The sequence below is a fragment of the Aquisediminimonas profunda genome, from assembly GCF_019443285.1.
GTDB lineage: Bacteria > Pseudomonadota > Alphaproteobacteria > Sphingomonadales > Sphingomonadaceae > Aquisediminimonas > Aquisediminimonas profunda.
In genome coordinates this window covers 120,877-133,275 of record NZ_CP080327.1, presented here as the reverse complement: position 1 = coordinate 133,275, position 12,399 = coordinate 120,877, and the positions used below count along the sequence as shown (strand labels likewise).

13 protein-coding genes are annotated in these 12,399 nt (G+C 60.6%); 6 read left to right on the top strand and 7 right to left on the bottom strand.

The features are described 5' to 3' along the window. Positions 1–16 precede the first annotated feature (16 nt). Positions 17–766, top strand: a complete 750-nt coding sequence (rlmB, locus tag K0O24_RS00665) for a 23S rRNA (guanosine(2251)-2'-O)-methyltransferase RlmB (RefSeq protein ID WP_219893932.1) — start codon at positions 17–19, stop codon at positions 764–766. Position 767: 1 nt separating this feature from the next. After that, positions 768–1,628: a hypothetical protein gene (locus K0O24_RS00660; protein ID WP_219893931.1), complete on the top strand. Its 861-nt coding sequence runs from the start codon at positions 768–770 to the stop codon at positions 1,626–1,628. Between the two features lie 29 nt (positions 1,629–1,657). Here K0O24_RS00660 and pyrC read toward each other — a convergent pair whose 3' ends face one another. Continuing rightward, complete coding sequence (gene pyrC / locus K0O24_RS00655; protein ID WP_219893930.1) at positions 1,658–2,698, bottom strand: dihydroorotase; 1,041 nt, start codon at positions 2,696–2,698, stop codon at positions 1,658–1,660. A gap of 46 nt (positions 2,699–2,744) precedes the next feature. Between pyrC and ygfZ the strand changes: the two genes are divergently transcribed. Further along, positions 2,745–3,404, top strand: coding sequence for a CAF17-like 4Fe-4S cluster assembly/insertion protein YgfZ (gene ygfZ / locus K0O24_RS00650; RefSeq protein WP_219895400.1), 660 nt, complete (start codon positions 2,745–2,747; stop codon positions 3,402–3,404). A 3-nt stretch (positions 3,405–3,407) separates the two neighbouring features. Here ygfZ and purC read toward each other — a convergent pair whose 3' ends face one another. Together purC and K0O24_RS00640 are read right to left on the bottom strand one after the other, a co-directional pair. After that, positions 3,408–4,187, bottom strand: coding sequence for a phosphoribosylaminoimidazolesuccinocarboxamide synthase (gene purC, locus K0O24_RS00645; protein ID WP_219893929.1), 780 nt, complete (start codon positions 4,185–4,187; stop codon positions 3,408–3,410). A 96-nt stretch (positions 4,188–4,283) separates the two neighbouring features. Continuing rightward, positions 4,284–5,759, bottom strand: a complete 1,476-nt coding sequence (locus K0O24_RS00640; RefSeq protein ID WP_219893928.1) for a glycosyltransferase family 2 protein — start codon at positions 5,757–5,759, stop codon at positions 4,284–4,286. A gap of 85 nt (positions 5,760–5,844) precedes the next feature. On the opposite strand from K0O24_RS00640, the gene K0O24_RS00635 reads away from it, so the two are divergent. Further along, positions 5,845–6,408 carry a cytochrome b gene (locus tag K0O24_RS00635; RefSeq protein WP_246611071.1) on the top strand — a complete coding sequence of 188 codons (564 nt, stop codon included), beginning with the start codon at positions 5,845–5,847 and terminating at the stop codon, positions 6,406–6,408. Between the two features lie 8 nt (positions 6,409–6,416). On the opposite strand, the gene arsB is transcribed toward K0O24_RS00635, so the two are convergent. From arsB to K0O24_RS00615, 4 genes are read right to left on the bottom strand one after another with little or no spacing between them, the layout of a single operon-like run. After that, on the bottom strand, positions 6,417–7,496 hold the full coding sequence (gene arsB, locus K0O24_RS00630) for an ACR3 family arsenite efflux transporter (RefSeq protein WP_281421686.1): 1,080 nt from the start codon (positions 7,494–7,496) through the stop codon (positions 6,417–6,419). Further along, positions 7,493–8,011 (bottom strand): arsenate reductase ArsC, encoded by a 519-nt coding sequence (locus tag K0O24_RS00625; protein WP_219893927.1) that lies wholly within the window; start codon positions 8,009–8,011, stop codon positions 7,493–7,495. The genes arsB and K0O24_RS00625 overlap by 4 nt, the downstream gene beginning before the upstream one ends. A 13-nt stretch (positions 8,012–8,024) precedes the next feature. After that, positions 8,025–8,498 (bottom strand): ArsI/CadI family heavy metal resistance metalloenzyme, encoded by a 474-nt coding sequence (locus K0O24_RS00620; RefSeq protein ID WP_219893926.1) that lies wholly within the window; start codon positions 8,496–8,498, stop codon positions 8,025–8,027. Continuing rightward, positions 8,495–8,839, bottom strand: a complete 345-nt coding sequence (locus tag K0O24_RS00615; RefSeq protein ID WP_219893925.1) for an ArsR/SmtB family transcription factor — start codon at positions 8,837–8,839, stop codon at positions 8,495–8,497. The genes K0O24_RS00620 and K0O24_RS00615 overlap by 4 nt, the downstream gene beginning before the upstream one ends. A gap of 169 nt (positions 8,840–9,008) precedes the next feature. Here K0O24_RS00615 and K0O24_RS00610 point away from each other — a divergent pair, with 169 nt between their 5' ends. Further along, a complete protein-coding gene (locus tag K0O24_RS00610) occupies positions 9,009–10,043 on the top strand; it encodes an MBL fold metallo-hydrolase (RefSeq protein ID WP_219893924.1) in 1,035 nt (344 codons plus the stop codon). A gap of 54 nt (positions 10,044–10,097) precedes the next feature. Next, positions 10,098–12,353, top strand: coding sequence for a DNA topoisomerase IV subunit A (gene parC, locus K0O24_RS00605; RefSeq protein WP_219893923.1), 2,256 nt, complete (start codon positions 10,098–10,100; stop codon positions 12,351–12,353). Positions 12,354–12,399: the final 46 nt, after the last annotated feature.

Sequence of the window (12,399 nt, the reverse complement as noted above, 5' to 3'; positions counted from 1 at the left end):
GCGATGAAGCATTCCCATGCGCAGGGGCAATCGACAGGCAACGACACCAGGCAACCGGCCTCGATTCTGGGGTCGTCATGCCGTGATTGCGGCGCTTGCCAATCCCGAACGCGTCGTCCGGAAGATCTGGGGCACGCGTGAAGCGCTTGGCGCGCTTGAACTGCCGCCCGTCCTGCCCATCACCTATGCCGATGTGGCTGACTTGGGGCGGATGGTGCCGTCCGATGCGCCGCATCAGGGCCTCGTTGCAGAAGTTGAGCCGCTGGACGATGTCTGGCTGGGCGAATTGCTCGATCGCGGTGCAGAAGACAGGCGACCCTTGCTTGTGCTCGATCAGGTCACGGATCCGCACAATGTCGGGGCCATCCTGCGTTCGGCTGCTGCCTTCGATGCTCTGGGCATCGTGACGCAGGACCGGCATGCCCCGCCTGAATCCGGTACAGTCGCGCGGGCGGCCTCGGGCGCGCTCGAAGTCGTGCCCTGGGTTCGGGTGGTGAATCTTGCGCGCGCGCTTGAGGAAATCGCCGAAGCGGGCTTCTGGCGGATCGGGCTCACGGGTCATGCGCGCCAGACACTCGATGAGGCGATGGGGCCACAAAAGGTGGCGCTTGTCCTCGGGGCAGAAGGCGAAGGCATGCGCCAGAACACCGAGGCGCATTGCGACGAACTGGCGAAATTGCCGATCAGCGGCAAGGTCGAAAGCCTGAATGTTTCGAACGCAGCGGCAATCGCTCTGTATGCTGCCGTGACGCGGAAGGAAGACTGACATGAAGATCATGTTGCGCCTGATGGCAGTTCTGCTTTTGCCCCTGGCGCTAACCAGCTGTTTCCTGATTCCTGGCGCCTTCTCGTCCAACCTCGACCTGCGCAAGGATGGAAATTTCACCTTTGCCTATCAGGGTGAAATCATCTTCCAGTCCCCGGACGAAATGATGAAGGACAGCAAGACAGACGTCTGGACCGATGACAAGGCAAGCTGTTCGGGCCCCATCCCCGGGGCGAAACAGACCGGCGATGAAGAGGCTTCATCCGAAGAAAATCGTCCTTGCACCAAGGCTGAACTGGCAGAAAAGAAGAAGGCATGGGAAGCGGAGCAAAGGGTTTCGGCCGACAAGAAACTCAAGGACAGCCAGCAGTTTGCAGCACTTTTCGGATACAGCCCGCTTGATGACGCCGCCAACCAAAAGTTCGCGGCACAACTGATAAGATATGATGGCTGGAAGTCTGTGGTCTACAAGGGCAAGGGCGTCTTTCAGGTGGATTACCGAATCACCGGAAAGCTCGGCTATGACTTCATCTTCCCGACATTCCCGCAGGGCGATTTCATCATTCCCTTTGTCCAGCTTCGCAAGCGTGATCAGGGCTCTGTCGCCGTATCGGCGCCAGCCTTGATTGGCGGCGGCCTGCGGGGGATGGCGGCAAAGATGAAGGCATTAGGTGCTCCCGCGACCAATGACGTGCCGCAATCAACGCGTACAAAGGGTGTGCTGACTGTAACGACTGACGGCGAAATTCTGACCAACAATACAGAGAATGGTCCGACCAAGGTCGCCAATGGCCGCGCACTCAGCTGGTCGATCGACTCTTCGAGCGAAAAGGTGCCCGAAGCGCTCGTGCGGCTGCAATGATTTCGTTGCCCCCGCGCAGGGGCGACGCACTAGTGACTTAGAAGCCTCCAGCCAATTGCTTCCCCGGCGTGAAACGGCACCAGCTCGGCTCCATCTGCGGCGATCCGGTCCGGCACTTGCAAGGGGTGCCGTTCCAGCGTGACTGAGCCGGAATTGAGCGGAAGCCCATAAAAGCGCGGCCCGAATTCTGATGCAAAGCCTTCCAGCCTGTCGAGCGCGCCGTCCTCGTCGAAGGCGGCCGCATAGCTTTCAAGCGCATAGGGCGCGTTGAAAATGCCCGCACAGCCGCAGGCTGCTTCCTTGGTGTGGCGTGCGTGCGGTGCGCTGTCCGTGCCAAGGAAGAATTTGGGTGAGCCCGATACAGCCGCCTTGCGGATCGCCAGCCGGTGCTGTTCCCGCTTGGCGACCGGCAGGCAATAGGCATGGGGACGGATACCGCCTGCAAACATCGCGTTGCGGTTGATATGCAGATGGTGGGGTGTGATCGTCGCGGCAATGTTGGCCGGCGCTGATGCTACAAAGTCTGCCGCGTCTGCGGTCGTGATGTGTTCGAAGACAATCTTGAGCGCTGGCAACTGCCGTGACAGGGGTGCGAGGATACGCTCGATGAAGATCGCCTCGCGGTCGAAAATGTCCGTCGTCGGATCAGTCACCTCGCCGTGCACGAGCAGCGGCATGCCGATCGCCTGCATTCGTTCGAGCACGGGCATGATGTTGCGAATGTCCGTCACACCATGAGCCGAATTGGTTGTCGCGTGCGCGGGATAGAGCTTGCACGCCGTGAACACTCCGTCAGCATGGCCACGGGCGATTTCATCGGCGTCGCTGCTGTCAGTCAGATAGGCAACAATCAGCGGGGTGAAGTCCATGCCCGCAGGAATCGCCGCTTCTATCCGTGAGCGGTAAGCAAGGCCTTCGGCTACATTGGTTACGGGCGGAGACAGGTTGGGCATGACAATCGCGCGCGCGAACTGGTGTGCCGTATAAGGCAAGACGGCCTGCAACATGGGGCCATCGCGCAGATGGACGTGCCAGTCATCGGGGCGCCGGATGGTGAGGCTGTCGGTCATGAAGGCTCCGGCTTGGTTTTCCTGCAACTCTCCCTAAATGGGGATGATGACGAAAACCACCCTTGTTGATCGTGCGCTGGTTCGCTTGTCCGGAGAAGACGTGCGCGGCTTCCTTCAGGGGCTCGTGACAAACGATGTTCTGGGTCAGCTGCCTGTCTGGGCCGGGTTGCTGACGCCGCAAGGCAAGGCCCTGTTCGACTTTCTGGTCTGGGCCGATGGGGATGACCTTTTACTTGACTGCGAAGCGAGCGAGGCCCCGGCACTCGTCAAGCGCCTGTCGATGTATCGCTTGCGCAAGCCCATCACCATAGCTGTGGACCCAACACTGGCCGTGCATTGGTCAATTGAGGTGGGGCAGGGCGTCCCTGATCCACGCGATCCTGGCCTTGGCTTTCGCTGGATCGCCCCGCCGGGAGAGCCCGCGAAGGGCTGGCTTGCGCATCGCCTTTCACGCGGCATTGTCGAAGGCATGGCAGAACTCGGCAACGACAAGACACTCTGGCTCGAATGCAACGCGCGTGAGCAGAATGGCGTGAGCTTTACCAAGGGCTGCTACGTCGGGCAGGAGAATACCGCGCGTATGCATCACCGCGACAAGGTCAACCGCAAGCTGGTTGTCGAGCCCGTTTCATCCACAGACGAAGACGCGCGCGCCGTCTATCCCGAACTTGGCCTCGCCGTTCGCGTGGCGCGCGTCGGGTCCTAGAGCCTATTTGCCCCGCTTCTTGCGGTGCGTTTCAAGGTCGAGAACGGCGCTGTCCACGCCTTCAGGCAAAAGGCCCATGCGTCGCGCGACTTCCTGATAGGCTTCGACTTCGCCGCCCATGTCCCGACGGAAGCGGTCCTTGTCGAGCTTTTCGTTGGTCGCAATATCCCATAGGCGGCAGCCATCGGGGCTGATCTCGTCAGCCAGGATGATGCGCGAAAAGTCATTTTCCCAGACGCGCCCGAATTCAAGCTTGAAGTCGACAAGGCGAATGCCGATTCCGGCGAACATCCCCGACATGAAGTCGTTGATGCGGATTGCCATGTCGGAAATGTCGTGCATTTCTTCCTGGCTCGCCCAGCCGAAGCAGGCAATGTGTTCGTCGGTAATCAGCGGATCGCCCAGCGCGTCGTCCTTGTAATAATATTCAAGGATCGTCCGCGGGAGCTGCTCGCCTTCTTCAATGCCCAGACGCTTCGAAAGCGAACCGGCCGCCACGTTACGCACCACGACTTCGATCGGAACGATCTCTACCTGGCGGACAAGCTGTTCGCGCATGTTCAGGCGCTTGATGAAATGGTGCGGAATGCCGATGTGGCCGAGCAAGGTGAAGACGTGCTCGGAAATGCGGTTGTTGATCACGCCCTTGCCGTTGATCGTGCCCTTCTTCTGGGCATTGAACGCCGTCGCATCATCCTTGAAATACTGGATCAGCGTGCCGGGCTCCGGCCCCTCATAGAGGATCTTGGCCTTGCCTTCGTAAATCTGGCGGCGGCGGTTCATGCACGGGCCTTTCAAATGAGCAAAGCCCCGGCAGCGGTGTTCCGTTTGATGGAAACCGGGCCGCCGGGGCACGGAAAGTCTATAGGCCCAAAACCCTCAATAGGGCAAGCGCGCGATGGCCTGCGCGACGATGCCGCGACGGCTCTGCCGTCCCCAGCTGTGCTGGCCGGTCAGGAAGGTCCACCAGCCCCAGGCTGCTCCCGCATGGCGCATCAGCTGGAAACTGAACGGTTCAAGCACTGCCGCAAACAGCGCCTTTGCAGCACCTGCGCTTTGCTTGTCGCCCGTCCAGCGCCGGTAGTGTCCAAGGCACCAGAGGTGAAAGCTGATATCGATCACAATCTTGCCGATCATCACCAGCAGGATCGGGAAGGCCAAGGCATAGCGCCCGGTCGCGACGAAACCGATCAGGAGTATGAACGCAGCAAGTCCGTAGATTGGCTGGAGCGTGTCGAGTGCCTTGACCGGCATCATCGCCGTGCCCAGTTTTCCAAAGCGAGCATTGCCCGTCATGTCACGGTTCCAGCGCTGGGTCTGAAGGAAGCCGGCAAACCAGCGGCGGCGCTGCCGCAGGAAGGACATCAGCGTTTCAGGAGCATCGGTGCGGGCACGTGCCGCCCCGATCACGCGGACCGTCCAGCCCTTGCCATGTTCGGCAGACCAGCGATGCAGCCGGTGGATCAGTTCATAATCTTCCACCAGGCAGTCTGGATCAAAGCCGCCGACAGTGACAAGGGCATCGCGCCGGAACGCTGCAAAGGCTCCTGAAATAAGCAGCAGGCCATTGAGCTGCATCCAAGCATAACGCGAGACGAAGTTGCGGACATATTCATAGGTCTGGAACCATTGAAAAAAGCGGGCGACCGGGCCTTTGCCGCAGACCGGAGTCAGCACGCCCGTTGCCGCGACTAGACCCGGTTCGGTCCGGAAACTCTCTCGCATGGCCGCAATCGCGTGGTTTTCGACCAGCGTGTCCGCATCCACGGTCAGGACAATGTCGCAATCCGTCATGGCAAGGGCAGCGTTGAGAACCCGAGCCTTTCCGCCCTGTGGCAGGCGCAGCCAGCGCAGCGACGGCATCACCGGTCCTGGCAGGCAGGTTTGCCCGAATTCTGGTCGCTGCAGCCGATATCGCGTTTCAAGCACGTCTCCCATGCCATCAGTCGACCCGTCATCGGCGACCAGGATCAGGTCGGGCGCATCCGTCTGGGCGGCAAGCGCATCGATCGTGACAGCAATGGCGTGCTCTTCATTATGCGCTGCAATAATGACCGCGAGGGTCGGTCGGGGCGCGTCCGAAACAGCCGGAAGCGCTGGCCGATAGAGCTTGCGGGCCTGCCAGCCGGTAAAGGCGAGAAGGCAAGTGTCATAGAAGATGTAGGCGAGTCCCGCGCTCCAGGCGGCAAGGCCCTGTCGGAAAAACGCCTGCGCGATGAGGCAGGCAAACGCCACGATCACGCCCCCCCCAATGAGCGGACTGATCAGGGGAACGACACGGGGCGAATAGCGGGCCGATGCGGCGATCCGGCGGCCCTCAAGCGCATCGTCTGGGGGGGAGAAGTGAAAATTCATGCGATGCCGCTCGACCTAGCTATGCACGCGGTGCTTTGCTACCGCTAAGTTTCACTCTGGTGAGTCACATCTGAACGGAGACTGTATGACAGCAATTGTCGCCCGTTATTCCCGCACTGCCATTCTCCTTCATTGGGTGATCGCATTGCTCATCTTGGCGAATGTGGCGCTGGGTCTGCTTTTTGAATCGTTCGGGGAAGACAATATCCGCCCCTTGATCGACATGCATAAGTCGATCGGCATCACGGTTCTCGGACTGGCCATCATGCGCCTCCTCTGGCGCGCGACGCACGTGCCGCCGGCCTTGCCGGACGAGTACAAGCCATGGGAGAAGATCGCATCCAAGGCTGCCCATGTTTTTCTCTATGTCATCATCTTCGCAATGCCGATTTCGGGCTGGCTCCACGACAGCGCCTGGAAAGCCGCGCCAGAGGTCAAGATGTACTGGTTTGGCCTGTTCGAATGGCCACGGATCGGCTGGATCATGAACATGGATCCTGCCGTGAAGGAAAGCCTCCACGGCCTTTTCGGGGAGGTTCACGAAAGCCTCGCCCTGATCCTCTATCTGCTGGTCTTCCTGCATGTCGCGGGCGCGCTGAAGCACCAGTTCCTCGACAAGCATTCCGAACTCCAGCGTATGTGGCCCTGACGGTCTAGTTATCGGGGTGCCGTGAACCAGCGCCGCTCGAACCAGAGCGCAAGATTGACCAGTGCAATCAGCACGGGCACCTCGACGAGCGGGCCGATCACTGCTGCGAAAGCCACGGGCGATGCGAGGCCGAAGGCCGCAATGGCAACCGCAATGGCCAGTTCGAAATTGTTGGACGCGGCGGTGAAGGAGAGTGCCGCTGTCCGCGGATAATCTGCACCGATTGCCCGACCGCTGGCAAAGGCGAGCACGAACATGACTACAAAGAAAATGACCAACGGCACGCCGATCCGCAGCGCATCCACCGGCAGGGCGAGGATTTCGCCGCCTTTGAGGCTGAACATGGCTATGATCGTGAACAGCAGGGCGACAAGCGTGATCGGGCTGATCGCAGGCAGGAATCGGCCTTCGTACCAGTCTGCGCCGCGCGCCTTGATGAGCGTGCGCCGGACGAGGAAGCCTGCAAGAAACGGCACGCCGAGGTAGGTCAGCACTGCCCTGGCGATCATCGTGAAGTCGATGTTCACGACATGCGCATCAAGGCCAAAGACGGGCGGCAGCACCGTCAGGTAGAACCAGGCATAGGGCACATAGAAGACGATCTGGAACAGCGAATTGAAGGCAATGAGGCCCGTCACATATTCGGGGTTGCCCTTGGCGAGCTGGTTCCAGACCAGCACCATGGCGATGCAGGGCGCGATCCCAATCAGGATCAGGCCCGTCATATATTCCGGCTTGTCGGGGAGGAGCAGTGTTGCCAGCGCAAACATGAAGGCCGGTGCCACGATCCAGCACAGGACGAATGACAGGCCAAGCATCTTTCCGTCGCGGAAAACCTGCCCCAGTTCCTCATAGCGCACTTTGGCGAGTGGCGGGAACATCATCAGGATGAGACCAATGGCAATCGGAATGCTTGTCGAGCCGATCGACAGGGCGCCAAGCGTTTCGGGAATGGCGGGGACGAGCGAACCCAGCGCGATACCTAGTGCCATCGCGGCGAAGATCCAGACTGTCAGGTACCGATCGAGGAAGGAGAGTTGCTTCAGTGGCGCCTCAATGCCGGCTGATGCGGAGAGGGTTGCGTTCATGCGTCCTGCCTGAGCGCTGTCGTGCCTTCGCTGTGGCCGATTTCCTTGAGCGTGCGCTCGGTCGCCATGCGATCAAGGCTGTCCAGCGGCAGGGTGAGGAAGAGCTCGATGCGCCGCCGCAGGTAGCGCAGCGCCTGCCGGAAGGCCTCAGGCTGATCCGCGACTGATGCGGCCGCGGGGTCTTCGATGCCCCAATGTGCCGTCATCGGATGACCAATCCAGACGGGGCATATTTCACCGGCCGCATTGTCGCAGACCGTGAAGATGAAATCGAACTCGGGCGCGCCGGGTCCGGTGAACTCGTCCCAGCTCTTTGAGCGGAGCCCGTCTGTTGCGAATCCCAGGCCGGAGAGCAATTTCAAGGCCTCCGGGTGTACCTCACCCTTCGGTTGGCTGCCTGCACTGAAGGCCTTGAAGCGACCGGCGCCGTCATGGTTCATGAGGACTTCGCCGATGATCGAGCGCGCACTGTTGCCCGTGCAGAGGAACAGCACGTTGTAGATTTTGTCTTTCATGGGGTCCGCCCTTTCAGCAGCAGGGGGATGCTGCCGGCGCGGCCACTTGTGGAGCGCAACAAGCGTTGGCGGCTGCATTGTCCGAGGCGAGGCCTGCAAAATCGGGGCCTTGGCCATAGATGGTGCTGTCCCCCGTTGTCAGGAACGCTTCCCAGACGACGCCATCGGGATCGGCAATCCAGCTCTTTTCCGATTTGGCGTAGCAGCAGGTTGTGGCGCCTTCCTCCAGCACCGGGCCCTTGGCGGCCTTCAGTCGGCCATAGACGTCTGAGAGTTCGCACTTGTCCTCGACCTGCAGGCCAAGATGTTCCACACCTTTTGTCGCGCCGCACTTGCGGGAGATCGCAAAATTGATCCGTGGGTCCTCGAGCATCCACTTTGCATAGTCGGATTTGGTGACACTCGGCGGGGCGCCGAAAAGACTGGAGTAGAAAGCGATGGATTGGTCGAGGTTGGAGACCCCGACATGGACATGGAAACGCTTCATGCGGCATCCTTTGCTTCGGTGGAGGGTGAATCGCAGGCATTGCCCGGGGAGCATTGGGCACCGCCGCAGCAGTTTTCGGTCATGTAGGACATGAGGGCATTCATCGCCCCATAGTCTGCAGAATAGATGATGGAGCGGCTCTGCCGACGCTGGACGACAAGCCCGGCATTGGCGAGTTGGGCAAGGTGGAAACTCATCGACGATGCCGGGACACCCAGCACTTCTGAGAGCGCACCTGCCGCCATCCCGTCAGGACCGGCCTGAACAAGCTGGCGGTAAGCGGCCAGCCGGTGCTCCTGCGCAAGAGCGCCAAGCGCGCGAATGACTTTTGGCCCGTCCATGAAATTCTCCAATGATTCTATAATTATGGAAATATGGTAATATTGGGAGGTCTGTCAAGCCGTTGTGCGATCACGAGGTTGGTCTGTCCCAGAAACAGGCTTCGGAGAAGATTTGCCGGACTCGGAAAAAATGGAGTAGCCTGTCGGTCCAAAGAGGGGGAGGCGGTCCATGCACATCGAACCATTCGCGAACGGCGGCTGCAGATCCTATCTGATCAGTTGCGAAACAAGCGGGCGGGCGATCCTGATCGATCCTGAAATCCACCTCGTCGAGCGCTACAAGGCCGCCATTGCGCGCGACGGGCTTTCGCTCTGTTACCTGCTCGACACGCATACGCATGCCGATCATTTCTCCGCGTCGCGCCAGCTTGGTGCAGCGCTTGGCGTCCCGGTCGTGCATGGTCGGAAGAGTCCGGCGCCATTTGCGGACATGCGGCTTGATGATGGTGAAATGCTTGTCGCCGGGGATATCCGGCTGGTGGCGCTGGCAACGCCCGGGCACACCCGCGATTCTATGTGCTTCAGTGCGGGGGACGCGCTCTTCACAGGCGATACGCTGCTGATTGGCGGGACAGGGCGGACCGATTTGCCGACGGGTGATCCCGAGCAGCTTTATGACAGCCTGTTCGGGCGACTGCTCAAATTCGATCAGGCGACCCGCGTCTTTCCCGGCCATGATTACAAGGGCAACAGTGAATCGACGATCGGCCGGGAGATTGAGACCAATCCCCGCCTGCAGAAGCGGGACAGGCAGGAATTCGTCGCCATGATGCGCGAACTGAACCTGGCCGCCCCCACTCACCTGACCGAAGCACTGCGCACCAATATGAGCGGCGGCATCACGGTAGAGCAGCTCTTGAGCGAAGCGGCCCACACGGTTCCGTTCATGTCGCTTGCCGAACTCCACGAACAGCTTGCGCGGGGTACAAACGACCTGATTGTCCTCGACGTCCGCGAAAAGGATGCCTTCGAGAAAGGCCATATTCCCGGCGCCCGGCATCTCGCCCGTGGTCAGCTCGAATTGCGCATCAATGACCTTTTCCCCGATCCGACCGTGCGCATTCTTGCCTGCTGCGAATTCGGCAAGATCTCCACCCTTGCTGCCGCGACGCTCAAACAATTGGGCTTCATGCGGGCCGTCGCACTTGATGGCGGCATGAAGGCCTGGAAGGATGCAGGTTACGCGGTCGAGGCGGATCAGTAGAATTTCGCTGCTGGGGCGTTGTCGCGCATTTCGTGATGGCCTAGGGGCAGCCCCATGTCTGACCTGATCGATCCAGCGCCCGTTCCCGGTGAAGCTTTTGATACGCCCTTCGATACGGCGCTTTCGGAGCGTTATCTGGTCTATGCGCTGTCGACGATCACGGCGCGTTCGCTGCCTGACCTGCGCGACGGACTGAAGCCGGTCCACCGCCGCCTGCTCTGGGCCATGCGGCTGCTGAAGCTCGACCCGGCGAGCGCCTACAAGAAGTCCGCGCGCGTCGTGGGTGACGTGATCGGCAAATATCACCCGCATGGCGATCAGTCGGTCTATGACGCAATGGTCCGCCTCGCACAGGATTTTGCGCTGCGTTATCCACTTGTCGACGGGCAGGGTAATTTCGGCAATGTCGATGGCGACAATGCCGCGGCTTATCGCTACACCGAAGCGCGGCTGACACCCTCTGCCATTGCCCTCATGTCCGGGCTTGATGATGGCACGGTCGATTACAAGCCGACATACAATGGCGAGGATGAAGAGCCTGAAATCTTCCCCGGCCTTTTCCCCAACCTTCTCGCCAACGGGGCGAGCGGCATTGCGGTGGGCATGGCGACAAGCATTCCGCCGCACAATGTTGCAGAGATTATCGACGCTGCGACGCTCCTGATCGAGCAACCGAATGCCGACGCTGCGGCGCTGCTGGAACATATCAAGGGTCCGGACCTTCCGACCGGAGGGCAGATCATCGACAGCGCGGCGGTCATTGCCGAAGCCTATGCGACAGGGCGCGGCGGCTTTCGTGTCCGCTCCCGCTGGCATGTCGAGGATCAGGGGCGCGGGACATGGGTCGCCGTCGTCACGGAAATTCCCTACCAGGTTCAGAAGGGCAAGCTGATCGAGGCGATTGCCGCGATCATCAATGACAAGAAGCTGCCGATCCTGGCCGATGTCCGCGATGAATCGGATGAAGCCATTCGCATCGTGATCGAACCGCGCAGCCGGTCGGTCGATCCCGATGTGCTGATGGAAAGCCTCTTCAAACTCTCCGAACTTGAAGTCCGCATCTCGCTCAACATGAATGTGCTGGATGCGGACCGCACGCCGCGGGTGCTGTCGCTCAAGGATGTGCTGACGCGCTGGATCCGGCACCAGATCGACGTGCTGGTTCGCCGGGCGCAGCACAGGCTCGGCAAGATCGATGATCGGATCGAACTGCTCGACGGTTATCTGATCGCCTATCTCAATCTCGATCGCGTGATCGAGATCATCCGCACCGAGGATGAGCCCAAGCCCGTCATGATGGCCGAATTCAGTCTCAATGACCGGCAGGCCGAGGCCATTCTCAACATGCGGCTGCGGTCGTTGCGGCGACTTGAGGAATTCGAGATCAAGACCGAGCGCGAAAAGCTTGCCGAGGAACGCGAAGGTCTTGTCGCGCTCATAGAAAGCCCCGCGCGTCAGAAGACCAAGTTGAAGAAGGATCTTGCCACGCTGCGGCAGGCCTATGGTCCCGACACGGCCATCGGAAAGCGCCGGACGCTTATTGCCGAAGCGGCGGCTCCAAAGGATATCCCGCTGGAAGCCATGATCGAGCGGGAGCCGATTACCATCATCATGTCACAGCGCGGCTGGGTCCGCGCAATGAAGGGCCATGTCGCACTCGACACGGCCGAGGCACTGAAGTTCAAGGATGGCGACGGCCCGGCCTTCGCATTTCACGCCCAGACGACTGACAAGATCCTGCTTGCAGCCGAAGATGGCCGGTTCTTCACGCTCGGGGCTGACAAGCTGCCGGGCGGGCGGGGCTTTGGCGAACCTGTGCGCCTGATGATCGACCTGCCCGATGGCGTCGGCATCGTGAATCTCTTTCCCGCCCGGGCCGATGAGCGCATCCTGCTGGCGGCTTCCGACGGCAAGGGGTTTGTCGCCAATGCGTCAGAGGTTGTTGCCGAAACGCGCAAGGGCCGACAGGTCGTCAATGTGCGGACCGGCGCCAAGCTGGCGGTCGCGCGGACGATTCCTGCCGGCCATGATTATGCGGCAGTTGTGGGGGACAACCGCAAGCTCGTCGTCTTTCCGCTTGAGGAGCTGCCCGAAATGACGCGCGGGCAGGGGGTTACGCTCCAGAAGTACCGCGACGGCGGTCTGTCCGATGCGACGAGCTTCCGCTTCGAAGAGGGGCTGAGTTGGCCGATGGGCGGCGAAACCGGGCGTACGCGCACTGAAGCCGACCTGACCTTGTGGCGTGTTGCGCGCGGTGCTGCCGGGCGGATGCCACCAACGGGATTTCCCCGAGACAATCGATTCGGCTGAGCGCGTATGCTGGCTTGGAACAAACCGCCGCAACCCTGTTAACCTC